General features: G+C 66.1%; 19 protein-coding genes. 14 read left to right on the top strand and 5 right to left on the bottom strand.

Annotated elements, in window-relative coordinates; translation table 11 throughout:
* The first annotated feature begins 129 nt into the window (after positions 1-129).
* Positions 130-1893: an autotransporter assembly complex protein TamA gene (locus KUV49_RS20535; RefSeq protein ID WP_222452752.1), complete on the top strand. Its 1764-nt coding sequence runs from the start codon at positions 130-132 to the stop codon at positions 1891-1893.
* Complete coding sequence (locus tag KUV49_RS20530) at positions 1893-6149, top strand: translocation/assembly module TamB domain-containing protein (RefSeq protein WP_222452751.1); 4257 nt, start codon at positions 1893-1895, stop codon at positions 6147-6149. Before KUV49_RS20535 ends, KUV49_RS20530 begins: the two co-directional genes overlap by 1 nt.
* Positions 6150-6238: 89 nt before the next feature.
* Here KUV49_RS20530 and KUV49_RS20525 read toward each other — a convergent pair whose 3' ends face one another.
* Positions 6239-7165, bottom strand: a complete 927-nt coding sequence (locus KUV49_RS20525; RefSeq protein WP_222452750.1) for a hydrogen peroxide-inducible genes activator — start codon at positions 7163-7165, stop codon at positions 6239-6241.
* 187 nt (positions 7166-7352) lie between these two features.
* On the opposite strand from KUV49_RS20525, the gene katG reads away from it, so the two are divergent.
* The 4 genes from katG (at position 7353) to KUV49_RS20505 (ending at position 12009) form a co-directional block, all read left to right on the top strand.
* Entirely contained in the window at positions 7353-9572 is a 2220-nt protein-coding gene (katG, locus tag KUV49_RS20520) for a catalase/peroxidase HPI (protein WP_222452749.1), read from the top strand.
* A gap of 153 nt (positions 9573-9725) precedes the next feature.
* Positions 9726-10280, top strand: coding sequence for a response regulator transcription factor (locus tag KUV49_RS20515; protein ID WP_222452748.1), 555 nt, complete (start codon positions 9726-9728; stop codon positions 10278-10280).
* Positions 10281-10282: 2 nt separating this feature from the next.
* Positions 10283-10684 carry a DUF393 domain-containing protein gene (locus tag KUV49_RS20510; RefSeq protein ID WP_315899578.1) on the top strand — a complete coding sequence of 134 codons (402 nt, stop codon included), beginning with the start codon at positions 10283-10285 and terminating at the stop codon, positions 10682-10684.
* On the top strand, positions 10681-12009 hold the full coding sequence (locus tag KUV49_RS20505; RefSeq protein ID WP_222452747.1) for an ABC1 kinase family protein: 1329 nt from the start codon (positions 10681-10683) through the stop codon (positions 12007-12009). Before KUV49_RS20510 ends, KUV49_RS20505 begins: the two co-directional genes overlap by 4 nt.
* A gap of 2 nt (positions 12010-12011) precedes the next feature.
* On the opposite strand, the gene KUV49_RS20500 is transcribed toward KUV49_RS20505, so the two are convergent.
* Entirely contained in the window at positions 12012-12152 is a 141-nt protein-coding gene (locus tag KUV49_RS20500; protein ID WP_261391708.1) for a DUF2256 domain-containing protein, read from the bottom strand.
* A gap of 221 nt (positions 12153-12373) precedes the next feature.
* Between KUV49_RS20500 and KUV49_RS20495 the strand changes: the two genes are divergently transcribed.
* The 3 genes from KUV49_RS20495 (at position 12374) to KUV49_RS20485 (ending at position 15985) form a co-directional block, all read left to right on the top strand.
* On the top strand, positions 12374-13954 hold the full coding sequence (locus KUV49_RS20495) for an ABC transporter substrate-binding protein (RefSeq protein ID WP_222452746.1): 1581 nt from the start codon (positions 12374-12376) through the stop codon (positions 13952-13954).
* An 88-nt stretch (positions 13955-14042) separates the two neighbouring features.
* On the top strand, positions 14043-15029 hold the full coding sequence (locus KUV49_RS20490; RefSeq protein ID WP_222452745.1) for an ABC transporter permease: 987 nt from the start codon (positions 14043-14045) through the stop codon (positions 15027-15029).
* Positions 15029-15985, top strand: coding sequence for an ABC transporter permease (locus tag KUV49_RS20485; protein ID WP_222452744.1), 957 nt, complete (start codon positions 15029-15031; stop codon positions 15983-15985). Before KUV49_RS20490 ends, KUV49_RS20485 begins: the two co-directional genes overlap by 1 nt.
* A gap of 38 nt (positions 15986-16023) precedes the next feature.
* Here the strand turns inward: KUV49_RS20485 and KUV49_RS20480 are convergent, their stop codons facing one another.
* Positions 16024-16203, bottom strand: a complete 180-nt coding sequence (locus KUV49_RS20480; protein WP_222452743.1) for a hypothetical protein — start codon at positions 16201-16203, stop codon at positions 16024-16026.
* 164 nt (positions 16204-16367) lie between these two features.
* On the opposite strand from KUV49_RS20480, the gene KUV49_RS20475 reads away from it, so the two are divergent.
* The 5 genes from KUV49_RS20475 (at position 16368) to KUV49_RS20455 (ending at position 22373) form a co-directional block, all read left to right on the top strand.
* Positions 16368-17363, top strand: a complete 996-nt coding sequence (locus KUV49_RS20475; protein WP_222452742.1) for an ABC transporter ATP-binding protein — start codon at positions 16368-16370, stop codon at positions 17361-17363.
* Positions 17360-18325, top strand: a complete 966-nt coding sequence (locus KUV49_RS20470; RefSeq protein WP_222452741.1) for an ABC transporter ATP-binding protein — start codon at positions 17360-17362, stop codon at positions 18323-18325. Before KUV49_RS20475 ends, KUV49_RS20470 begins: the two co-directional genes overlap by 4 nt.
* 196 nt (positions 18326-18521) lie before the next feature.
* Positions 18522-19622, top strand: coding sequence for a TRAP transporter substrate-binding protein DctP (dctP, locus tag KUV49_RS20465; protein ID WP_222452740.1), 1101 nt, complete (start codon positions 18522-18524; stop codon positions 19620-19622).
* A 79-nt stretch (positions 19623-19701) separates the two neighbouring features.
* Positions 19702-21012, top strand: a complete 1311-nt coding sequence (locus KUV49_RS20460) for a TRAP transporter small permease subunit (protein WP_222452739.1) — start codon at positions 19702-19704, stop codon at positions 21010-21012.
* 5 nt (positions 21013-21017) lie between these two features.
* Entirely contained in the window at positions 21018-22373 is a 1356-nt protein-coding gene (locus KUV49_RS20455; RefSeq protein ID WP_222452738.1) for a TRAP transporter large permease subunit, read from the top strand.
* A 129-nt stretch (positions 22374-22502) separates the two neighbouring features.
* On the opposite strand, the gene KUV49_RS20450 is transcribed toward KUV49_RS20455, so the two are convergent.
* Together KUV49_RS20450 and KUV49_RS20445 are read right to left on the bottom strand one after the other, a co-directional pair.
* Complete coding sequence (locus tag KUV49_RS20450; protein WP_222452737.1) at positions 22503-23159, bottom strand: response regulator transcription factor; 657 nt, start codon at positions 23157-23159, stop codon at positions 22503-22505.
* Positions 23156-24493 (bottom strand): histidine kinase, encoded by a 1338-nt coding sequence (locus KUV49_RS20445; RefSeq protein ID WP_222452736.1) that lies wholly within the window; start codon positions 24491-24493, stop codon positions 23156-23158. The genes KUV49_RS20450 and KUV49_RS20445 overlap by 4 nt, the downstream gene beginning before the upstream one ends.
* Positions 24494-24567 lie beyond the last annotated feature (74 nt).

Raw genomic sequence — 24567 nt, 5'->3', positions numbered from 1 at the left:
GGGGAAGCGGTCTGGCGATCGACAGGTCCTGCGCGAACCTTTTCCCGTCTTCACTGACGTGGGGCTGAAACGGGCCCCGGAAATGGAGCTGCCCTGTTGTTGCCGTCTCGTAGCGTTACGCCCTGGTTCGTGCTGGTTTGTCTGACTCTCGGCGTGCGTGCCGCCCTGGCCACCGAGGCCACCGTCCAGGTCCGCGGTGCGCCTCAGGACATCGCAGAGTATCTCAGCAGGTCGTCCCTCACGGTCGAGACCGCGGACTCCGATGACGCCACGGCGCAAGACATTCTCGCGGCCGCCCGTGCCGACTATGCCCGCATGGTCGGCGCCCTCTATGACGCGGGGTTTTACGGCGGAGTCGTCAGCATTCGCGTCGACGGCCGCGAGGCGTCCGACATCTCGCCCATCGCCGGTCCCAACCGCATCAACCGCGTCGACGTGATCGTTCAGCCCGGCCCGCCCTTCACCTTCTCGCGCGCCGCTATCGGCCCTGTGGCCCCCGAAACCGAACTTCCCGAAGGCTACGCGCGCGGCCAGCCCGCCGCCGCCACCGTGATCTCGGACGCAGCCGAGGCCGGCGTCACCGGCTGGCGCGAGGCCGGCCACGCCAAGGTCGAACTCAGCGGCCAGTCGATCACCGCCGATCATCGCAATGCCACGCTCGCCAGTGACATCCGTCTTTCGCCGGGCCCGCGCCTGCGCTTCGGCGATCTGGTGATCACCCGCCCCAGCGCCGTGCGGGCCAACCGCATCCGCGCCATCGCCGGCCTGCCCTCGGGCAAGGTTTTCTCGCCGGAAGAACTCGAGGACGCCAGCCAGCGCCTGCGCCGCACCGGCGCCTTCCGCTCGGTCGTGCTGAACGAAGCCGCCGTGCCCAACCCCGACGGCACGCTCGACATCCAGGCCGAAGTGATCGACGCCAAGCCGCGCCGCATCGGCTTCGGCGCCGAAATCGCCTCGCTCGAAGGCTTGACGCTCAGCGGCTTCTGGCTCCACCGCAACCTCCTGGGAGGCGCCGAACGCTTTCGGATCGAGGGCGAGGTCGGCGGCATCGGCGGCGACTCGGGCGGTATCGACTACCGCCTGTCTGCCCGGTTCGAACGTCCCGCAACCTTCACGCCCGACACCACGGCCTTTCTCGAAGCACGCATCGAGGAACTGGACGAAGAGGAATACCGCCAGACCACCTTCGAAATCGGCGGCGGTGTCTCGCACATCTTCTCCGACGAGTTGGAGGGCGAGCTTGGCATCGCCTACCAGTATGCCGAAATCGACGACGACCTCGGCTCGCGCACCAATGAACTTCTGCTGCTCCCTGCCAAGCTGACCTTCGACAACCGCGACGACGCGCTCGATGCGACCGAAGGGGTCTATGTCGGCCTCGAGGCCACACCGTTCCTTGCCCTCGACGCAGGCGATCCCGCCTTCCGCCTCTACGCCGACGCGCGGACATACGTCGGCTTCGGCAAAAACGATACAATCGTGCTGGCCGGGCGCACCCAGCTGGGTTCGGTTACCGGCGCATCGCTGGTGGACGTACCACCCGACATGCTGTTCTTCTCCGGCGGGTCCAACACCGTGCGCGGCCAATCCTATCAATCCCTCGGCGTGGATCTCGGCGGCGGCAACACCAGCGGCGGACGGTCCTTCCTCGCCGTCTCGGGCGAGTTGCGCGCCCGCGTCGCCGACAACTGGCAGGTGGTGGGCTTTGCCGACACAGGCTACGTGGGCCGCGACAGCTTTGGCGACGGCACCGGCGACTGGCACTCCGGCGCGGGCTTCGGCGTGCGCTATGATACCGGCATCGGCCCGATCCGCTTTGACGTGGCCACTCCGCTCGACGGGGACGCGGGCCAGGATTACGAGTTCTACATTGGTATTGGTCAGGCATTCTGATGCGCGCTCTGCTTTCTCTTCTTTTCATGGTCCTCACGCTTGGCCTGGCCGCACCCGCCCTGGCACAGGATCAGGCCGAAGAGGACAAATCCTTCATCGAGGACTGGCTGCAGGATAATCTCTCCGGCGCCGGCCGCGACGTGACCGTCACCGGCTTTCGCGGCGCGCTGTCGTCCAATGCCACGCTGGAATCGCTGACCATCGCCGACGAGGACGGCGTCTGGCTGACCCTTCGCGATGCCTCGCTCGTGTGGTCCCGGTCCGCCCTGCTGAGCGGCCGGCTCGAGGTCGACGAACTGACCGCCGCCGAAATCATCCTCGAACGTCTGCCCGACACCGGCGAAACCGTCAGCCCCGACAATGCCGAGGCGACGCAGTTCGCCCTACCCGAACTGCCGGTCTCGGTGAATGTCGAACTGGTTCAGATCGAAACGGTCGAACTCGGCGAATCCGTGATCGGCGAACCGGCCCGGCTGTCGCTGGAAGGCAGCGCCAACCTTTCCGACGGCCAAGGCGCCGCAAACCTCGCCATCCAGCGACTGGACCGGCAAGACAGCCTCACCTTCGAAGGCTCGTTCGAGAACGAAAGCCGCGTCCTCGCCCTCGATCTCGATTTCCAGGAAGGCCCCGAAGGCATCGTCTCCACCCTGCTCGGCATTCCCGATACGCCTGCCCTGCGCCTGCAGGTGACCGGCGACGCCCCGCTGTCGGATTTCTCGGCCCGCATCCTGCTCAGCTCCGACGGACAAGAACGCTTCGGCGGCACGGTCAATGTCGGCGCCATAGAAGGCGACGACACCCAGGGTTACATGTTCTCCGCGGACCTCGATGGCGACCTGCGCCCGCTCTTCGAAGAGCAGTTCCAGCCGTTCTTCGGCGAGGCCACCGCGCTTGCCGTCTCCGGCCAGTCGCAGTCCAGCGGACGTCTCGTGCTCGACGAGCTTTCCATCCGGTCCGAGGCGCTCGAGCTTCAGGGCAACCTCGCCCTCTCCGCCTCTGGCTGGCCCGAAACCCTGCAATTGCGGGGCCGCATCGGCAGCGACGACGGAGAGGTGGTTCGCCTGCCCGTGTCCGGCGCGCCCACCACCCTTCAGAACGCCCGACTCAACGCCAGCTTCGACGCCGCCGAGGACGATGCCTGGCAGGCCGAGGTCCAGATTGTCGATCTGCTGCAGGACGGGCTGAGCGTGGATCGCGCCACGCTCTCGGGGACGGGCCGGATCACCGACGCCCCGGACAGATCGTTTTCCGGCGACCTGACATTCAACGCCGAAGGCGTGGATCATTCCGATCCCGCATTGGCCGAGGCCATCGGCACCGCGCCCTCGGGCACGATGACCCTTGCGTGGCAACAGGACCAGCCGCTGGTCATCGACGCGCTCGACGTCGCAAGCGGCAACGTCACCCTCACCGCCGATGGCGAACTGGAAAGCCTCGAAGACGGCTTCCCCTTCACCGGCAGCGCCACGCTCAACGCCGCCGACCTCTCGCGCTTCGCCGCCATCTCGAACCAGGACATTTCCGGTGCCGCCAATGCCACGCTCGAAGGCACCGGCACGCTTCTGGGCGGCGCGTTCGACATCGAACTCGAGGCCGAAACCAACGACCTTGCCATCGGCCAGCCCCGCCTCGATCCCCTGATGACCGGCCAGGGCACGCTGGCGCTCGCCGCGCGGCGCGACACCACCGGCACCGTGCTGGAACGCCTGACCATCCAGACCCAGGCCCTCGCCGCCAACGCCTCGGGCCGGCTCGACTCGAACGAAGGCCTGCTCGATATCGAGGCCCGGCTGCAAGACGTGGCCCAGGTCGAGCCCACGCTCTCCGGCCCGGCCACCCTGACCACCTCGATCAACTGGAGCTCGGGCGACGCGCTCAACATCTCGGCGCTCGAAGCCACCCTGGCGGACGCCACGCTGACGGGCAGCGGCGCGGTCTTCCCCGAAAACCCCAACCTGCCTGCCGAGGGCAAGGTCACGCTGGCGGCGACGGACCTGTCGCGCTTTGCCCAACTCGCCGGCCGCGATCTGGACGGCGCCGCGACCGTTGTGCTCGAAGGCTCCGGCCGCATCCGAGGCGGCGCGTTCGACATCGTGCTCGACGCCGAAACCAACGACGTCGAAATCGGCGAGCCGCGTGTCGACGCTCTGATGGCCGGCGCGGGCACGCTGTCCATCGCCGCGCAACGCGACACCGACGGCACCGTTCTGGACCGCTTCTCGGTGCGCACTCCTGCGCTCGAGGCCGACGCCTCGGGACGGCTTGATTCCGACGATGGCGAACTGACCGTAAAGGCCGCCATCGCCGAACTTGCCCGGATCGAGCCGCGCATGTCCGGCCCCGCCACCCTCGACGCCGCCGCGACCTGGGAAAAGGGCGGCGCCGTCACCATCTCGCGCCTCGACGCCTCGGGCGCCGGAACGACGCTCTCGGCCACCGGCGCATTTTTCCCCGAGGACACGCTGCTGCCGGTCGAAGGCCAGATGACCCTCAACGCCAGCGACCTGTCGCGCCTCGCGCCGCTCCTGAACCGTCCGCTAACCGGCAGCCTCGACATGACCCTCGAAGGATCGGGACAGGTTCGTGGCCGCACCCTCGACATCACCACCGATATCGACGGCTCGAACCTGCGCACCGGCATCGCCCAGCTCGACCAGCTGATCGCCGGCAGCATCGACGCCCGCGCCTCCGTCGCCCTGGGCGAATCCGCGCCTGGCATCCGCTACATCGACATCCAGACACCCCGCGTGACCGTCGACGCCGAAGGCAGCGGCCCCGGCGCGCCCGTCAACCTGTCTGCCCGTCTCGCAGACCTTGGCATTTTTGTCCCCGATTTCTCCGGCGCGGTCTCGGCCAACGGCACGGTCACCATCGTCGACCGGACCGGCGAACAGATCCGCCTGTCGCTCGACGCATCCGGCCCGGGCGGCACCAATGCCCGCGTCAACGGGTCGATCAACGGTTACGGCAACAGTCTCGACATCGACGTCAACGGCTCCGCGCCCCTGGCGCTGGCCAACCCGTTTCTTGCGCCACGGTCCATCAACGGCCTCGCCAACTTCGACCTCAGCGTCAACGGCCCGCCCGCCCTGAGTTCCCTGTCGGGCGTGATCAACGTCTCGAACGGCCGGTTCGCCCTGCCCAGCCTCTCGACCGCCATCACCGGCATCGGCGGCGCCGTGCGCCTCGCCTCGGGCCGGGCCGAGACCGACATCACAGCCTCCATGGGCACCGGCGGCAATTTCCGCGTGCGCGGCCCGATCACCCTGTCCGCCCCCTTCAACGCCAATCTCGAAGCCGCGCTCAACGACCTTGTCGTCACCGACCCCGACCTTTACAGCACCACCCTGTCGGGCCAGGTCGGCATCAACGGCCCGCTCACCGGCGGCGCGGCCATCGCCGGCATCGTCAACCTGGGCCGCACCGAACTGCGGGTCCCCTCGGGCAGCGGTACGCGCTCGCCGGGCGACATCCCCGAGATCACGCATATCGGCGAGCCCGCCGCCGTGCGCCGGACCCGGGCCCGCGCCGGCATCATCGGCCAGGACCGCGACGGCGCTCCCGTGGTCTTTCCGCTCGACCTCGTGATCAACGCCCCCAACCGGATCTTCGTGCGTGGCCGCGGCCTCGACGCCGAACTGGGCGGCCGCGTCCGCCTTCAGGGGACCACGGCCGATGTGGTGCCCAGCGGCCTCTTCGAGCTCATTCGCGGACGGCTCGACATTCTCGGCCGCCGCCTCGAGCTGACGGAAGGGGTCATCGACCTGCGCGGCGCGCTCGACCCCTACCTGCGCTTCGTGGCCGAAACGGAAAACGACGGCATCCTGGTGCGCACCATCATCGAGGGGCTGGCCAGCTCACCCTCCGTCACCTTCGAATCCGTCCCCGACCTGCCCCAGGACGAGGCCGTTGCGCGCCTGCTCTTCGGACGCGGGCTCGACGACATATCGGCCTTCCAGGCGGCCCAGCTTGTCGCCGCCGCCGCCACCCTGTCGGGCCAGCGCTCGGGCGGTCTGGACATTCGCGGCGCGCTCGGCCTCAGCGATCTCGACGTGTCCACCTCCGAGGACGGTGCGACCCAGGTCACCGCCGGCGCCTACCTGTCGGAAAACCTGTATTCCGAGGTCACTGCCGACAGCGAAGGCAACCAGGAGATCAACCTGAACCTCGACATCGGCCGGAACGTCACGGTCAAGGGCTCGACCAGCACCACCGGCAATACCGGCGTCGGCATCTTCTTCGAAAAGGACTACTAAAGCGTTTCGCGCAAAACCTGAATCACAGCTTTTCGCGAAACGCAGCATGACAGCCGATCGTCGCACGCGTTTAGCATTTCGCTGATAGCTCAGGTCAAAGGCGAAACGCTTTGAGCCGCCTCGGGCGGTTCGGACGCCTCCGGCGCCAGCAACTCCGCAATGGCCCGGAACCGATCGGCCAGCGGGCTGGTCCTGCGCCACACCATGCCGACCTGCCGCTTGGGCTGCGGGTCGCGGAACCGAGCCACCGAGACCGGGGCCGACCGGGTTTCCACCGGCACCGCCATCTCGGGGATCAGGGTGATGCCCATGCCCGCGCCCACCATCTGAACCAGCGTCGACAGCGATGTGCCTTCCAGACCGTCGCGCGGTCCGCCGCCCGGAATGTTGCAAAAGGCCAGCGCCTGGTCGCGAAAGCAATGCCCTTCCTCCAGCAGCAACAGCCGCCGCTCGTGCAGCGCCGTCACCTCCGGCACCGGCGCCTCCGCCTCGGTCTCGGGCCGCACCAGCATCATCGGCTCCTCGAAGATCGCGCATTCCTCCAGCGACCGCTCCGACACCGGCAGCGCCACGATCGCCAGGTCCAGCCCGCCCTCGCCCAGTTCCGCGATCAGGCGCGGCGTGATGCTTTCACGCACCTGCACGTCCAGGTCGGGAAATTCCGCGCCCAGCCGCGTCAGGAATCGTGGCAGCAGGTAAGGTGCAATCGTCGGGATGACCCCCAGCCGCAGCCGCCCGCTCAGCCCCTCCTGCGCCTTGCGCGCAAGGTCCGACAGCTCATCGACCGACCGCAGGATCTCGCGCACCCGCTCGGCGAACTCCGCGCCGAACCCGGTCAGCCGCACCTCGCGCGTGGTACGCTCGAACAGCGCCGCCCCCGCCGCCGCCTCCAGCGCCTTGATCTGCACCGACAGCGCCGGCTGGGTCACCGCGCAGATCTCGGCGGCCTGCCCGAAATGCCCCACCCGGGCCAGCACCTCGAAATAGCGCAACTGTTTCAGCGAAAGGTTTTTCATAAGAAATATTTATCAATCTAATCAATAAATGCAACTTATTCTCATTGCATTGCCTTGCTATGGTCCGCCCGGAGAAGCGATTCCCGCGTTGCATCGCGCGCGGCAATGCTTACGTCTTCTCACGAAGCAATCGGCCCGGATCACGCGCATCCGGCAACGTCAGACAGCAAACCCTGGGAGAGACTCTATGGACGGCAACGATCTCGAAAACTCCGGCAAATGCCCGGTCATGCATGGTGCGACGCGGTTCAGCGTCCAGTCCAACCGCGATTGGTGGCCGAACCAGCTGAACCTCAAGATCCTGCATCAGAACACCCCTGAATCCGATCCCATGGGCCCGGACTTCAGCTATGCCGAAGCCTTCAAGGGCCTCGACATGGACGCGCTCAAGAAAGACCTGCACGCCCTGATGACCGACAGCCAGGACTGGTGGCCGGCGGATTATGGCCATTACGGCGGCTTCTTCATCCGCATGGCGTGGCACTCTGCGGGCACCTACCGCACCTCTGATGGTCGCGGCGGCTCGCGCTCGGGCACCCAGCGCTTTGCCCCGCTCAACAGCTGGCCCGACAACGGCAACCTCGACAAGGCCCGCCGTCTTCTGTGGCCGCTGAAACAGAAATACGGCAACGCCGTTTCCTGGGCCGACCTGATGATCCTCGCCGGCAACGTCGCCATCGAATCCATGGGCGGCCCGATCTTCGGCTTCGGCGGCGGTCGCAAGGACGTGTTCGAACCCGAGGAAGACGTCTACTGGGGTTCGGAAAAAGAGTGGCTCGCCACCTCCGACAAGCCCAACAGCCGCTATTCCGGCGAGCGCAAGCTGGAAGACCCGCTGGCCGCCGTGCAGATGGGCCTGATCTACGTCAATCCCGAAGGCCCCGACGGCCAGCCCGATCCGCTGGCCTCGGCCCGCGACATCCGCGAAACCTTCTCGCGCATGGCGATGAACGACTATGAAACCGTCGCCCTGACGGCCGGCGGCCACACCTTCGGCAAGGCGCACGGCGCGGGCGATCCCTCGCACGTGGGCAACGAACCCGAGGCCGGCGCGATGGAGGCCCAGGGCTTCGGCTGGCTCTCCACCTACGGTTCGGGCAAGGGCCGCGACGCCATCACATCGGGCATCGAAGGCGCCTGGACGCCCAACCCCACCAAGTGGGACATGGGCTATTTCGACGTGCTGTTCGGCTACGAATGGGAACTGGTCAAAAGCCCCGCCGGCGCGTGGCAATGGCAACCCAAGGACCAAAAGCCCGAGGATATGGCCCCCGATCCCGAGGACCCCTCGACCCGCAACCAGCACATCATGATGACCACCGCCGACATGGCGATGCGCATGGATCCCGAGTACGAGAAGATCTCGCGCCATTTCCACGCCAACCCCGACGAGTTCGCGGATGCCTTCGCCCGCGCGTGGTTCAAGCTGACCCACCGCGACATGGGCCCGCGCAACATGTATCTCGGCAACGAGGTGCCGGACGAGGTGCTGATCTGGCAGGATCCGGTGCCCGAGGTCGATCACCCGCTGGTCGACGAGGCGGACGTGAAGACGCTCAAGGCCAAGATCCGCGATTCCGGTCTGTCGGTCTCCGAACTGGCCTATACCGCTTGGTCCTCGGCCTCGACCTTCCGCGGCTCTGACATGCGCGGCGGCGCCAACGGTGCCCGCATCCGCCTGGCCCCGCAAAAGGACTGGGAGGTCAACCAGCCCGAGCAACTGGCGAAGGTCCTGAAGGTGCTCGAAGGCATCAAGGCCGACTTCGACGCGTCGGCCTCCGGCGGGACAAAGATCTCGCTCGCGGACCTGATCGTTCTCGGCGGCAACGCGGCGGTCGAAGCATCGGCCAAGGCGGGCGGCCATGAAGTCACCGTGCCCTTCACCCCGGGCCGCACCGACGCCACCGACGAGATGACCGACGCCGAGTCCTTCGAGATCATGGAGCCGCAGGCCGACGGGTTCCGCAACTACCTCTCCGGCGACTTCACGGTTTCCGCCGAGGAACTGATGATCGACCGCGCGCATCTGCTGGGCCTTTCGGCGCCGCAGATGACCGTTCTGATCGGCGGGTTGCGGATGCTGGGCACCAACTACGGCGGCACCGCGCATGGCGTCTTTACCGACCGTCCGGGCACGCTCAGCAATGACTTCTTCGTCAACCTGATGGACATGGGCACCGTCTGGGAAGCCACCGATGACAAGGGCATGACCTTTGTCGGCAAGGACCGCAAGACCGGCGACAAGAAGTGGGACGCGACCCGCTGCGACCTCGTCTTCGGCTCCAACTCGCAACTGCGCGCCCAGGCCGAGGTCTATGCCCAGGCCGACAATGGCGGCAAGTTCGTCAAGGACTTCGTCAAGGCATGGGCCAAGGTGATGGATGCCGACCGGGTGCAACCGGGCTAAACCATTGCCATAACGTGCAAAAACAGACGGCGCTCCGGGTTCCCCCGGGGCGCCGTCGGCATTTCGGGCCACACCCTGCGCAAACTGTCGCACCCCGGCCCCGGCGGTCATCCAACCGCGCCGCCCGCACGTATCACGTGCAGAGAGGATGATATGAAACAGCTACCCAAAGACACCACGCTCCTGATCGTCGAGAATGACGACGTCTTCCGCGAGCAACTGTCCAAGGTCATGGCCAGCCGCGGCTTCGATCCGATCCCGGTCGGCACCGTGGCCGAGGCCGCCGCCGCGATCGAGACCCGCCAGCCCGCCTTCGCCATCATCGACCTGCATCTCGGCCAGGGCTCCGGGCTCGAGGTGATCGAGATGCTCAAGAAACAGCGAAACTCCGCCCGCGCCCTTGTCCTGACGGGCTATGGCGACACGCCCACGGCCGTCGCCGCCGTGAAACTGGGTGCTGTCGACTACCTCGCCAAGCCCGCCGACGGCGACGAGATCGTCGATGCCCTGCTTGCCGCCGAAGGGGTCCAGCCCCCCGCGCCGGAAAACCCGATTTCGCCCGAAGAGGCCAAGCGCGTGCACATCGAACGCTTCCTTGAACGCACCGACGGCAACATCACCAAGACCGCCGAGTTGCTGAACATGCACCGCCGCACCCTCCAGCGCATTCTCAAGCGCGCGCCCGATCTGGGCAAGGACGCGGGCTGACCGTGACGGGCGAAAACGATCCCCGACTGACGGTCTATTACGATGGCTCCTGCCCGCTCTGCCGTGCCGAGATCGGTTTCTACCGAAAACGCGACCGGGCAGGCCGCATCGCCTTCACCGATATCTCGCGCAGCGCTGGCGACCCGGCACCCGACCTTGACCGCGAGGCCGCAATGGGCCGGTTCCACACCCGCCGGCCCGATGGCACACTCGTGTCCGGCGCCGCCGGCTTCTTCGAGGTCTGGAAGCGCCTGCCCGGCTGGCGCCACCTCGCCAGGCTCTCCCGCATCCCCGGCGTCGTGCCCGTGGCCGAACTGGCCTACCGCGCCTTCCTGCGGCTGCGCCCGGCGCTTGTCCGTCTCCTCGGCCCCCGGCTGGAAGACCGCACCGAGGGGACGCGATGAACGATCAGAACCCGCCTGACCGCAAGCGCGCCGCGCGGGTTCCCACCGGGCGCTTTTCGCGCATGGCCCGCACCGGCGGCATGGCGACCGCGCTGGCCGGCAATATCGCCACCCGCGGCGGCTTGGACCTGCTGCGCGGCCGCAAACCCCGCCTGCAGGAACTGCTGATGACCCCGTCCAACGTCACCCGCGTGGCCGACCACCTGGCCAACATGCGCGGCGCGGCGATGAAGGCGGGCCAGCTTCTGTCGATGGAAACCGCCGACATGCTCCCGCCCGAGCTGGCCGAAATCCTCTCCCGCCTGCGCGCCGACGCGCATTTCATGCCACCCGCGCAGCTGAAGAAAGTGCTGACCGCCAACTGGGGCCGCGATTTCCTGCGCCATTTCAGGCGGTTCGACGTACACCCCATTGCCGCCGCCTCCATCGGGCAGGTCCACCGCGCCCAGACCCGCGATGGCCGCGACCTTGCGATCAAGGTGCAATATCCCGGCATCCGCGACAGCATCGACAGCGACATGCGCAACCTCGGCCTGATCCTGCGCCGCTCCGGCATGATGCCCGCCAGCTTCGACACCGACCGGATGCTGACCGACGCGGCGGCGCAATTGCACGAGGAAACGGATTACACGCGCGAGGCCGCCGCCCTCACCCGTTTCCGCGCCCATCTTGCCGACGATAGCGATTTCATACTGCCCGAGGTCCAGCACGACCTCAGCACACGGGACATCCTCGCCATGAGTTACGTCGAAGGCCAAAGCATCGACGCCGCCGCCGACATGGACCAGTCCACCCGCGACCGCATCGCCACGGCGCTCATCACGCTCACCTTGCGTGAGCTGTTCGAGTTGCACGACATGCAGACCGACCCCAATTTCGCCAACTACCGCTATCAGCCCGACACGGGCCGGATCGTCCTGCTGGATTTCGGCGCCACGGTGGAATTCGACGATGGGCGCGTGGACAGCTACCGCGCCCTTTTCAACGCCGCGCTGACCGGGGACGACGACGCCGCCTGGGACGCAATGATCGCCATCGGCCTCATCGGCACCGACACCTCCGCCACGGACCGCGCCCATATCCTGCGGCTTTTCGAACTCGCCGCCGAACCGCTTCGCGCGGGCGGCAGCCTCGATTTCGCCACCTCCGGCCTGCTGGCCCGCCTGCGCCGCGAGGGGCTTCTGCTGGCCGATGAACAGGTCGACATCCACGCGCCGCCCACCGACACGCTCTTGCTGCAACGCAAGGTTCTGGGCTGCTATCTGCTGGCCGAACGGCTCCGCGCCAGGGTCGATCTCGACCCGATCCTTGCGCGTTTCGCCTGATTTCAGCCCCGCTCCCGCTTGCAGCGTTCCGAGCAATAGCGCACCTCGTCCCAGACCTTCTCCCACTTCTTGCGCCAGGCGAAAGGCCGCCCACAGGCCGCGCAGACTTTCGTGGGCAGGTCCGATTTCCGCCGCATCTTCATGGTCTTCACCGTTCCTCTTCCACCGGGCTCCCGCAGGCCAAGGATAGCCCGTATCGCCCGCGCGTCACCCCGCATCCACGCCCGTCCTGCCGGTTTCGCCTTCCGTTTTTCAAGTGACGTGAAGGCATCTTCCCATTCGTTTGCTTGCAGAGCCGGAACACTAAGTTATGTTTTCGGGATCAGCCCGAGGATCAACCCGGGCGATATCCAGGGAGATATTCATGAAAACCAAGACAGTCCTTGCCGCCGCACTTCTCGCTTCCACGACGATGACCGGCGCCTCGGCCGAAACGCTGCGATGGGCCCGCGCGGGCGACTCGCTGACGCTCGACCCCCACGCCCAGAACGAAGGGCCGACGCACACGCTCTCGCACCAGATCTACGAGCCGCTGATCATCCGCGACCACTCGGGCGAGTTCCAGGCCGCTCTGGCGACCGACTGGGCGCCGAAAGAGGACGACCCGAACGTCTGGGTCTTCACCCTGCGCCAGGGCGTCACCTATCACGACGGCGCCGACTTCACCGCCGAGGACGTGGTGTTCTCGATCAACCGTGCCAAGTCCGAAACCTCCGCGATGAAGGAACTCCTGACCTCGATCAAAGAGGTGCGCGCCGTTGACGACCACACCGTCGAATTCGTCACCGACGGCCCCAACCCGATCCTGCCCGCGAACCTCACCAACCTCTTCATGATGGACAAGGGCTGGGCCGAGGAGAACGACGCCGTCGCCGTGCAGGACGTGGCAGGCGGCGAAACCACCTTCGCCTCGTCAAACACCAACGGCACCGGCGCCTTTACCCTGGTCAGCCGCGAACCCGACGTGAAGACCGTGCTGGAAGCCAACGAGAATTACTGGGGCAAGGACGAGTTCCCCCTCGACGTGACCGAAATCGTCTACACCCCGATCCAGAACGCCGCCACCCGCGTGGCAGCACTTCTCTCGGGCGAGGTCGACTTCATCCAGGACGTGCCGGTGCAGGACCTGGGCCGCGTCGGCGACACTGACGGCCTCGTCGTCAAGACCGCGCCGCAGAACCGGGTGATCTTCTTCGGCATGAACATGGGCCCCGACGATATCGAGAATGACGATGTCGATGGCGCCAACCCCCTGGCCGACGCCAAGGTGCGCAAGGCGATGTCCATGGCCATCAACCGCGACGCCATCAAGAAGGTCGTCATGCGCGAACAATCCCAGCCCGCGGGCATGATCGCACCGCCCTTCGTCAACGGCTGGAACGAGGAAATGGACAGCAGCGCCACCACCGACATCGAGGCCGCCAAGGCCCTGATGGAAGAGGCCGGCTATGGCGACGGCTTCAGCATCCAGCTTGATTGCCCCAACGACCGCTACGTCAATGACGAGGCGATCTGTCAGGCCGCCGTGGGCATGCTGGCGCAGATCGGCGTCACCGTGAACCTCGATGCCAAGCCCAAGGCACAGCACTTCCCGCTGATCGAGAACGGCGAGACGGATTTCTACATGCTGGGCTGGGGCGTTCCGACCTACGATTCGGAATACATCTTCAACTTCCTCGTCCACACCCGCGGCGAGGAACGCGGCAGCTGGAACGGCACGGGCTATTCCAATTCCGACCTTGACGCCAAGATCGTCAGCCTCGCCTCGGAAACCGATCTCGAGGCGCGCAACGCCACGATCAACGAGATCTGGCAGGTGGTTCAGGACGAACAGCTCTACATCCCGATCCACCACCAGGTGCTGAACTGGGGCATGACCGACGCGGTCGGCACCGAGGTCAGCCCCGAGGACGATCCCAAGTTCAAGTTCTTCGAGATGAACTAAGCCAATCGCGGGCGGCCTTCCGGGGCCGCCCGCCTGCCGTCACAGCCAGCAAAACAACCGCGCGTGACGACCGCTTCGGGGACGAAACATGCTAGCTTACATCATCCGGCGCGTGGCCCAGTCCGCGCTTGTGCTTCTCGTGGTGGGCCTCGTGGCCTTCGCCATGTTCCGCTTTGTCGGCGATCCGGTCGACAACATGCTGGGACAGGAACGCACCGTCGCCGATATCGAGCGCCTGCGCTCCGAACTCGGCCTCGATCAGAATTTCGTTGTCCAGTACTACAAGTTCCTGACCAACGCCGTTCAGGGCAATTTCGGCCTCAGCTACCGCCAGGGGCGCCCCGTCGCCGATATCCTGATCGAACGTCTGCCCGCCACGCTGGAACTGGCCTTCGTGTCGGGGCTTCTGGCGCTGATCGGCGGGATCGGGCTTGGCATCTACACCGCGATCCGAAGGCGCGGGGTCTCGGCGAACATCATCATGACGGCCTCTCTCATAGGGGTCTCGCTGCCCACCTTCCTGATCGGCATCCTGCTGATCTATGTTTTCTCGGTCGAGCTTGGCTGGCTGCCCAGCTTCGGACGCGGCGAGGTCACCTGGGTCAACGGCTGGTCCACCGGGTTCCTGACGAAATCTGGCCTCCAGGCGCTGATCCTGCCCGCCATCACGCTGGGCCTTTACCAGATGACACTAATCATGCGGCTGGTGCGCACCGAGATGCTCGAGGTGCTGCGCATGGACTACATCCGCTTCGCCCGCGCCCGCGGCATCCGTGAACGCGCCATCAACTTCCGCCACGCGCTGAAGAACACGCTGGTGCCGGTCATCACCATCACCGGGCTTCAGCTGGGCTCCATCATCGCCTTCGCCATCATCACCGAAACGGTGTTCCAGTGGCCCGGCGTCGGGCTCTTGTTCATCAACGCGATCCAGTTCGTCGACATCCCCGTCATGGCCGCCTACCTGATGATGATCTCCGTCATGTTCGTCGGCATCAACCTGATCGTCGACATGCTCTATTTCGCCATCGACCCGCGCCTGCGCGTGGACCGTAGCGCTGCAGGAGGCCACTGATGACCAATACCCCCGTCACACCCCCGGCGCCGAAAGTCCGCGACAGCCGTTTCCGCCGCATCTGGGAAAGCGATTTCATGTGGTCCTTCCGGCACGCGCCGGTCGCCATCGCCTCCTTCGCAGTGGTGCTGATCCTGATCCTCTCGGCGGTCTTCGCGCCGCTCATCGCGCCCTTCGATCCGTTCAACCCCGCGTCTCTGAACCTGATGAACGGCTTCACGCCGCCGGGCGAGGCCAACGCCTTTACCGGCGACACGTTCATCCTGGGCACCGACGACCAGGGCCGCGACGTCTTTTCGACCATCCTCTACGGGATGCGCATCTCGCTGTTCGTTGGCTTCGCGGCGGTCTTCCTCGCCATGCTGATCGGCGTCACGCTGGGGCTGATCGCGGGCTATGTCGGCGGTTGGACCGAGACGATCATCATGCGCATCGCCGACGTGCAGCTCACTTTCCCGGCGATCCTCGTGGCCATGCTGATCTTCGGCATCGCCAAGGGCATCACGCCCCCCGCCTATCGCGACCAGATGGCGCTCTGGGTGCTGATCCTGGCCATTGGCCTTTCGGACTGGGTGCAGTTCGCCCGCGTCGTGCGCGGCACCACTCTGGTTGAGAAAAACAAGGAATACGTCCAGGCCGCCCGCTTGATCGGCCGCTCGCCCTTCATCATCATGCTCAGGCATATCCTGCCCAACGTGCTGAACCCGGTGCTGGTCATCGCCACGATTTCGCTGGCGCTCGCCATCATCGCCGAGGCCACGCTCAGCTTCCTCGGCGTCGGCGCCCCGCCCACCAAACCCTCGCTCGGCACGCTCATCCGCATCGGGCAGGAGTTCATGTTCTCCGGCGAATGGTGGATCCTGCTCTTCCCCGCCGGGACGCTCCTGGCGCTGGCCCTGTCGATCAACCTGCTGGGCGACTGGCTGCGCGACGCATTGAACCCGAGGCTGAGATGACCCCCCGTGCCCTCGACACACGCCGCCGCCCCGCGCGCTCAGTCCGCGCCGCCCTCGCCCGCGACTTCGCGCGCGTCGGTGCACCACTTGTCGTCGACCCTGCGCCATTCCACGTCGCCTTCGGTCGCGTGCACGGTGATCCTCGCGGTTTCCGAGGTCACCACATCCGCCCCGATCATCGTCAGGAACAGGGCAAGGGCTTCGGCGCTCAGACACATGGGCGATCTCCTTCGCATGCGCGGCCGCCCTCTCCGCGGCGGCCCGTTGCGCGTCACCATCATGCAGCCGCGCTGCATGACCATTCCTTAAGATACAGCACGCTCCCCTCCTGTCCCGAAAAACATGGACACATGCCCGTGAGACAGCCGAAAGACGCAACCGCATGACAGACACTCCCGTCCTCTCCGTTCGCGACCTGACCGTGGAAATCCCCACGCGCCACGGCATCCTGCGCCCCGTCGACCAGGTCAGCTACGACATCCGCGCCGGCGAAATCCTTGGCGTGGTGGGCGAATCCGGCGCCGGCAAATCCATGACCGGCAACGCCGTGATCGGCCTTCTGGACCCGCCCGCCCGCATCACAGGCGGCGAGGTCCTGCTGAAGGGCGAGCCGATCCACGACATTCCGCGCACCAAACTGCGCCGCCTCCGGGGCAAGCATATGGGCATGATCTTTCAGGACCCGCTGACATCGCTCAACCCGCTTCTGACCATCGGCGACCAGCTGACCGAGACCATCACCGAGCACCTGAACGTGGGCCAGGACGAGGCCCGCAAACGCGCCATCGCGGCGCTGGACGAGGTCGGCATCCCCGCCGCCTCGGCCCGCATCGGCAGCTACCCCCACGAGTTTTCCGGCGGGATGCGCCAGCGCGTCGTCATCGCCCTCGCCCTCTGCGCCGAGCCCGAACTGGTCATCGCCGACGAGCCGACCACCGCGCTCGACGTCTCCGTCCAGGCCCAGATCGTGGCGCTTCTGAAACGCCTCTGCCGCGAACGCGGCGTGGCCGTCATGCTGGTCACCCACGACATGGGCGTGATTGCCGAGGCCGCCGACCGCGTCGCCGTGATGTATGCCGGCCGCCTTGCCGAACTTGGCCCGGTGCGCGAAGTCATCACCAACGCCCACCATCCCTATACCGCGGGCCTCATGGCCTCGACCCCGCTGGCCAGCGTCGGCCAGAAGCGCCTGAAACAGATCCCCGGCGCCATGCCCCGCCTGGGCGCCCTGCCCGACGGCTGCGCCTTCCACCCGCGCTGCGAATACGCGCAAGACAAATGCCGCCGCGATCCCGGCCCCAGCCTTCAGGCCTGCGACGGCCGCGCCGCCTGCTGGTTCCCGCTCGGCACCACGCAAAAGGAGGACACCGTCGCATGAGCGCCCTGATCTCCATCCGCAACCTCACCCGCCGCTTCGACGTCTCGAAACCCTGGCTCAACCGCGTGATCGAGCGGCTGAACAAGGCCTACCTGACCGCCGTCTCCGACGTCTCCTTCGATATCGAGGAAAACAGCGTCTACGCGCTGGTGGGCGAAAGCGGCTCTGGCAAGTCCACCATCGGCAAGATCGTCGTCGGCCTCACGCCGCCGTCCGAGGGCAGCGTGAAGATCAACGGCACGGACCTCGCCACCGAAACCGACGCCGCCAAGATCGAGGCCGTTCGCGACGAGATTCAGATGATCTTTCAGGACCCCTTTGCCTCGCTCAACCCGCGCTGGCGGGTGCGCGACATCATCGCCGAGCCCGTCGCGGCCAAGGGCGGCGACACCTCCGGCCTCGCGGAACGCCTGCTGGAACAGGTCGGTCTCTCCGCCGCCGACGCCTCCAAGTACCCGCACGAGTTCTCCGGCGGCCAGCGCCAGCGGATCTGCATCGCCCGCGCGCTGGCCTCCGAACCCAAGATCATCGTCTGCGACGAACCCACCTCCGCGCTCGACGTCTCGGTGCAAAGCCAGGTCCTCAACCTCATGTCCGACCTGCGCGAGGAGTTTGGCCTCACCTATCTCTTCATAAGCCACGACCTGACCGTCGTGCGCCACATGGCCGACCGGATCGGCGTGCTCTACCTGGGCCGGCTGGTCGAGGAGGCCCCCCGTGATGCGCTCTTCACCGATCCCAAGCATCCCTACACCCAGATGCTCTTTGATGCCGCCCCCCGCATGGATGCCTTCGGGCGCGAGGTCGACCCGCCCAAGGGTGAGATCCCCGACGCGATCAACCCGCCGTCGGGCTGCGCCTTTCACCCGCGCTGCCCCATCGCCATCGACAGATGCAGCAAGGAACGCCCCGAAATGCGCCTGCTGGGCCAGACCCGCGTCGCCTGCCACCGGGCGGAATAGCGCCGCATCCGCTGCTTCAGGCACGGCTATGAAACCGCGTATCGGGCACGCCAGGCCGGCCTGTTGATCAGGGCGGCCGGGACTTAGGTATTACCACATATTGGAAATATCACTTTACCAATTTGCCGGTTTGCCATTACGCTCGGACGCGTCGGAAACCTGAAAATACAGGACCGGCACGAATGGGAGGAAACACATGACCAACAAACTGACCACGCGGCGCAACGCGCTGCGCACCATTGCCGGTGCGGGGGCCGCCACGCTCGCCGCACCGCATATCGCCGGGGCGCAGGCCAACGGCACCACCTGGAAAATCCAGACAAGCTGGCCCGGCGGCGCCGGCCTGCAAATCTTCAAGGACTGGTGCGGCAGCATCGCCGAAAAGACCGGCGGCGAGCTGACATTCCAGCCCTTCGGCGCCAATGACGTCGTTGGCGACTTCCAGCTTTACGACGCGGTCAAGAACGGCGTGCTGGAAGCGGTGAACCCCTTCACCATCTACGCCCAGGGCATCATCCCGGCGGCCACGTTCCTGACGTCCATCCCGCTCGGGATGCGCAACCCGCATGAATTCGACGTGTTCTACTACGGCCTCGGTGGCATCGACATCGCGCGCGAACTTTACGCCGCACAGGGCCTGCATTTCGTCGGCCCCGTCCACCACGGCCCCAACATCATCCACTCCAAGGTTCCAATCCGCTCGATCGACGACTTCGCGGGCCGCAAGATGCGCCTGCCCGGCGGCATGGTCGCCGAGATCTTCAACGAGATCGGCGCCGAAACCACGGTTCTGCCCGGCTCGGAAATCTTCCCGGCGCTGGAGAAAGGCACCATCGACGTGGCCGACTATGTGGGCCCCGCCGTGAACTACGCCCTCGGTTTCAGCCAGGTCACCGACTACATCGTCATGGGCCCTCCGGGCTTCATGTCGCTCTACCAGCCGGTCGACACCATGGACATCACTGTGGGCATGGACGCCTGGGAAGCCCTGTCGCCCGAGATGAAGAAATTCGTCGAGATGGAAACCCATGTCTATTCCGACATGCACCACGCCGCGATCCAGGCCGCCGACCAGGAAGCCTGGGAAAAGTTCGAGGCCGACGGCACCGAGGTCACCCGCCTCAGCCAGGACGACGTGGCCCTGATGACCGAGGTCGCCGTGCCGATCTGGTTCGACTACGCCAACCGCGATCCGCAGGCCGCGCGCGTCTTCAAGATCCAGCTCGACTACATGCAGTCCGGCTCGCTGGGCTATGTCGATCCGGCCCTGACCGAGGGACTCGAGCTCAAGCTCTGATCCCCCGACCGATCCGCCGCCCGGGGGCCGCGTGCTCCCGGGCGGCATTTTCCAACGCTTTCAACGAGTGAGGACCGCAATGCCGGGGCTCAGCTTCACGCTGCCGCATTGGCTGTACTGGGTGGGACTGATCGTCTTTCCCATCATCGCGATGATCCTGTCGCGCCGACCACAGCCCGAAGAGAAACGTTACACCCTGCCGCTGGCCTACATGATCGCCGTCACCGGCGGCATCCTCGGCCTGCACCGCTTTTACCTCAAGAGCCTGTGGGGCCTGGTCTTCATTCCGATCTTCCTGTTCATTCTCTACGCCAACGCGCAGACCCAGGACGCCCGCACCATCCTGTCGGGCTTCGACAACGATCTGCGCGTGGCCCAGCGGGTGATCGACCGCGAACAGGGCCGCGTCGAAGAGGCCCGGGCCGACCTGCCCGACCTTCAGGCCGCCTATGACGAGGCCGAGGAGGGCAGCTTCACCCAGCGCGCCGCCGAACGCCGCCTGAACCGGGCACAGGACACGCTCGAAAACGGCGCCGCCCGCCTCGAAGAGGCCCAGGCCTCGCTGGAAGAGATCCGCCCGCAACAGATCGAGGCGTTCCGCACCCGCGCCTGGTGGGACAATGCCGCGGGCTATGCGTTCTACGCCATCCTCGCGCTTCTGGCGATCGACCTTCTGCTGATGCCCATGCTGGTGCGCCGCGCCAACCAGCAGATCCCGCCCGAGGAGGTGTCAGAGACAGAAAAGGCCCTTGCCGCACACGAGGCAGAGGAAAGCCCCAAGCGCGACAGCGACTATGCAGAGAACTGGATCGACCGCCTGTCGCTCTTCTGCGGTGAATTCGTGGCCTATTGGGCCGTCATCGCCGTTTTCGTCTATTACTATGAGGTGCTGGCCCGTTACGTGTTCGGCTCGCCAACCAACTGGGCGCACGAGGCGATGTACCTGATGTTCGGAATGCAATACCTGATCTCGGGCGCCTACGCGATGCTGACGGAAACCCACGTGCGCGTGGACATCTTCTATGCCCCGATGCGCAAGAAGAACAAGGCATGGGTCGACCTGCTGACCTCGATCTTCTTCTTCATCTTCGCCGGCACCCTGCTGGTCACTTCCTGGATCTTCGCCATGGACGCCATTGCCGTGCCGTCGGGCAACGCGGTCATCTCCGACTGGGCGCGCGGCCAGATCACCTTCGGCGAGATGGTCTCGGGCTTCGGCATCGACCAGTGGACCAACCCCAACATCCGCTGGGGCGAGATCAGTTTCAACGAATGGGAAGTGCCGCTATGGCCGATGAAGTGGGTCATGGTGATGGGCGGGCTGCTGCTCGTCCTGCAAGGCATCTCGAAACTGTCGAAAGACATCCGTGAAATCGCACGGGGGAACTGAGGCACATGGGTATTGAAATCGACATCGCGTGGCTCACGCTCATCATGTTCGGCAGCCTTCTGGCGCTCCTGATGGCGGGCCTGCCACTGGCCTTCGTCACCGGCGGCCTGGCCTGCGTGTTCCTCTTCATCCTCGGCGATGAACGCGCGCTCAACATCGTGCCAAGCCGCATCTTCCCGCTGATGACCAACTATCAGCTCTCGGCGATCCCGCTCTTCATCTTCATGGCCGCGATGCTGGAAAGGGCGGGCATCATCAACGACATGTTCGACGTGATCTACAAGGTCATGGGCGGGCTCAAGGGCGGGCTGGCCGCCGCCACCATCATCGCCTCCACGATCCTCGCCGCCATGGTCGGCGTGATCGGCGCGGCGGTGGTCACCATGGGCATCATCGCCCTGCCCGCCATGCTGAAACGGCACTACGACCCCAAGATCGCCATGGGCTCGATCATGGCCGGCGGCACGCTGGGCATCCTGATTCCGCCCTCGATCCTCGCCATCATCTACGCCGTGGTGGCCGAGCAATCGGTGGGCGAGCTCTTCATCGGCGCGGTCATCCCCGGCCTGATGCTGTCGGGGATGTATATCGCCTACGTGGTCATGCGCAGCTACATCAACCCCGCGCTCGGCCCCGCGATCCCGGTCGAGGAACGCGTCTCGAACCGCGAAAAGGTACAGCTGATCGGCAAGATGGCGGCCCCCATCACGCTGGTCGCGGTTGTCCTTGGCATCATCTTCTCGGGTGTCGCCACGCCGGTCGAGGCCGCGGGCATCGGCACCTTCGGGGCCTTCATCGTCGCCGCCATCCACCGCAAGCTTGACTGGCCCACCATCCGCGAGGCCTGTACCACCACGCTCAAGGCTTCGGCCATGGTCATCTGGATCATGTTCGGCGCCACGATCTTCGTCGGCCTCTACGTTCTGGAAGGCGGGCAGCAATTCGTGCAGGACGCGCTTGCCGCCACCGGCCTCGGCCCCTGGGGCATCCTGATCCTGATGCAGATCCTGCTGGTGATCCTCGGCATGTTCCTCGACTGGGTCGGCATCCTGCTCCTCTGCGTGCCGATCTTCGTACCGATCATCAAGGCGCTGGGGGCCGCCGCCTTCGGCCTCGACAGCCCCGAGGACCTGGTGCTGTGGTTCGGCGTGCTTTACCTCGTGAACATGCAGATGAGCTTCCTGTCGCCGCCCTTCGGCTACGCGCTCTTCTATCTGCGCGGGGTCGCGCCGCCGGAAATCCCGATGTCGGACATCTTCAAATCCGCCCTGCCCTTCCTGTTCCTGCAGATCGTCGGGCTGGTGCTCTGCATGGTCTTCCCGCAGATCATCACCTGGCTGCCCAGGCTGATCTACGGCTGATCGCGAAACGGTCCCCGCCCCGCGCGGGGGCCGACGTCCAACCTGAACCTCCGGCTAGCCCAGCACCTCCGCCACCAGCGGGTTCGGGAACCGGCGCTCCAGCGTCACCGAACGCCAGATTGCACACGTTCACACGTCGCTGGCCCTCGACGTTTCCACCAGACCGGCCCCAAGCGCGAACCAGACCATCTGCGCGTCGGTCTCGAGGCCCAGCACGCTCTTGATCTGGTAGTGATTGTTTCGCACCGTCTTGACGCTGATCGACAACGCGTCGGCAATCTCTTCAGCCGGCCAGCCGCTTGCCAGCAGGCGCAGGATTTCCGTCTGGCGCGTGCTCAGCTCATCCAGGCCCGAGCCGGTGCCGGAAATCCGGTCCTGCGCGATTGCCTCGATCACGTCGGGCGAGATCACGGTCCGCCCTTCCAGCACCCCCAGGATGGCCCTGATCAGGTTCGCCGGATCGCTGCTCTTGGTGACATATCCCGCCGCCCCGGCTTCGACGGATTTCAGCGCGAAGGCCGAACCCTGGTGCATGGTGAAAACCACGACACGGGCGGTCTCGTCGTATTGCCGGATATGGCGGATCGCCTCGATGCCGCTTGCGCCCGGCAGGGTCACGTCCATTACCACCACGTCCGGCTTCGTCTCGCGATAGCGGATGTAGGCGCTGCGCGCATCCTCGGCCTCGGAGACGATGCGCAGGCCCGGTTGCAGGTCTATCAGGCGGCGATACCCCTCGCGCACGACCGGGTGATCGTCGACGATCATGATGCGGTGCTCGATCATGCGGCGCTTCGCACGATGGCGCCGGGAACGGTCACGTCGACCCTGACACCGTCAACCGTCTGTTGCATGTTCAACCGACCGCCCATGGCCGCCGTGCGCTCGGTAATGCCGAGGATGCCGTGGCCCCGCCGCTCCCCGGCCAGCTTCCCGCCGCCATCGTCCTCGACCGTGAGCGTGATGTCGTCCTCTCTCTGGCGCAGGATCACCCGGACATGCTTCGGCGCGCCATGCCGCATCGCGTTCGTCACGCATTCCTGAACGATACGGTAAAGGTCCAGCGCCACGGCATCCGTCAACCCGCCTTCGTCCAGGTCGTAGTCCAGTGTCAGGCGCGTGCCGCGCTGCGTTTCCCACCCGTTCAACATCGTGCGCAGACTGGCGGCAAGGCCGACCTCCTCCAGGTCCGGCGGCCGCAGGCGGGCGAAGGCCCCGCGCAGGCAATCCATCATGTTGCGGATATTGGCCCCCACGTCCGCCGCGTCGCGCTCGATATCGGGGCGGTCACCCGCGGCGGCAAAGCGCATCGAGGCCGCAAGCGCAGCCGTCGCGGTGAGTGTCTGGCCGAACTCGTCATGCAGGTCGCGGGCCAGCTGCCGCCGTTCCACGTCCTCGACTTCGATCAACTTGCGGGTCAGCGCGCGGCTCTGCTCGGCGCTGGCCTTCAGGCGCTCGGCCAGGTGGTTGACGGCCTGGGCAATCTGGCCGAACTCCCGCGCCCCGCCCAGTTCGACCCGCGCATCCAGGTCGCCGCGCGCCAGCCGGTCGAGCCCGGACACGATGCCGCGCACCGGACCGAGCCGCCAGACAATCGCCGCCGAGCCCAGAAGCAGCACGCCGGCCGCCATCGCCAATGTCTGCCACAGGGCCAGCCGCGTACGCTGCCAAGCCAGGGTCGCCGCCGCCACCGGATCGAACGAGGCCTCGATGCGAAACGCGCCGCTTTGCGAGGCAGAGCCGGACCGGACGACCGACGCGGGCGGCTCGAACATCCGTCCGGCCAGGTCGCGAAACCAGCCGGGCGCGATCTGCCCGAAGACCTGCCAGCCGGCACAAAGACGGCGCTCCGAGATCATCCGCTGGTCGAACCGGATGCAGGTGCCCGGCGCCATCACGCCCAGAAGCTTGATCGACGTCATCTCGGCATAAAGCGGGTCGCCCACGCGCGGCTCCATGTGATAGTTCCGCTCCAGCACATAGCTGGCCCGCGTCAGCGTCGTCTGGGTGTCGCTCCGGGCGGTCCGGTACGCATCGGCCGCCGCCAGGCCAAGCGTGATCGCGGCCGCCAGCGCCGTCACCAGCCAAAGCGTGAAGACCAGTCGAAATCGAAGGCTCATGTCGTTTCCTCCCTGAACGGGCTGCCTCCAAGGATCGGGCAAACCGGCCGTCCTGTCTCGGGCAATTTGCCCGA

The sequence above is a fragment of the Roseovarius atlanticus genome, from assembly GCF_019802205.1.
GTDB classification, from domain to species: Bacteria; Pseudomonadota; Alphaproteobacteria; order Rhodobacterales; family Rhodobacteraceae; genus Roseovarius; species Roseovarius atlanticus_A.
This window is presented reverse-complemented; position numbering and strand designations above follow the sequence as displayed.

Bases quoted from the DNA above. Each gene is read 5' to 3' on its own strand.
- KUV49_RS20530 (WP_222452751.1), top strand. From the start codon at position 1,893: ATGCGCGCTCTGCTTTCTCTTCTTTTCATGGTCCTCACGCTTGGCCTG.
- KUV49_RS20525 (WP_222452750.1), bottom strand. From the start codon at position 7,165: ATGAAAAACCTTTCGCTGAAACAGTTGCGCTATTTCGAGGTGCTGGCC.
- katG (WP_222452749.1), top strand. From the start codon at position 7,353: ATGGACGGCAACGATCTCGAAAACTCCGGCAAATGCCCGGTCATGCAT.
- KUV49_RS20515 (WP_222452748.1), top strand. From the start codon at position 9,726: ATGAAACAGCTACCCAAAGACACCACGCTCCTGATCGTCGAGAATGAC.
- KUV49_RS20505 (WP_222452747.1), top strand. From the start codon at position 10,681: ATGAACGATCAGAACCCGCCTGACCGCAAGCGCGCCGCGCGGGTTCCC.
- KUV49_RS20500 (WP_261391708.1), bottom strand. From the start codon at position 12,152: ATGAAGATGCGGCGGAAATCGGACCTGCCCACGAAAGTCTGCGCGGCC.
- KUV49_RS20495 (WP_222452746.1), top strand. From the start codon at position 12,374: ATGAAAACCAAGACAGTCCTTGCCGCCGCACTTCTCGCTTCCACGACG.
- KUV49_RS20490 (WP_222452745.1), top strand. From the start codon at position 14,043: ATGCTAGCTTACATCATCCGGCGCGTGGCCCAGTCCGCGCTTGTGCTT.
- KUV49_RS20485 (WP_222452744.1), top strand. From the start codon at position 15,029: ATGACCAATACCCCCGTCACACCCCCGGCGCCGAAAGTCCGCGACAGC.
- KUV49_RS20480 (WP_222452743.1), bottom strand. From the start codon at position 16,203: ATGTGTCTGAGCGCCGAAGCCCTTGCCCTGTTCCTGACGATGATCGGG.
- KUV49_RS20475 (WP_222452742.1), top strand. From the start codon at position 16,368: ATGACAGACACTCCCGTCCTCTCCGTTCGCGACCTGACCGTGGAAATC.
- KUV49_RS20470 (WP_222452741.1), top strand. From the start codon at position 17,360: ATGAGCGCCCTGATCTCCATCCGCAACCTCACCCGCCGCTTCGACGTC.
- dctP (WP_222452740.1), top strand. From the start codon at position 18,522: ATGACCAACAAACTGACCACGCGGCGCAACGCGCTGCGCACCATTGCC.
- KUV49_RS20460 (WP_222452739.1), top strand. From the start codon at position 19,702: ATGCCGGGGCTCAGCTTCACGCTGCCGCATTGGCTGTACTGGGTGGGA.
- KUV49_RS20455 (WP_222452738.1), top strand. From the start codon at position 21,018: ATGGGTATTGAAATCGACATCGCGTGGCTCACGCTCATCATGTTCGGC.
- KUV49_RS20450 (WP_222452737.1), bottom strand. From the start codon at position 23,159: ATGATCGAGCACCGCATCATGATCGTCGACGATCACCCGGTCGTGCGC.
- KUV49_RS20445 (WP_222452736.1), bottom strand. From the start codon at position 24,493: ATGAGCCTTCGATTTCGACTGGTCTTCACGCTTTGGCTGGTGACGGCG.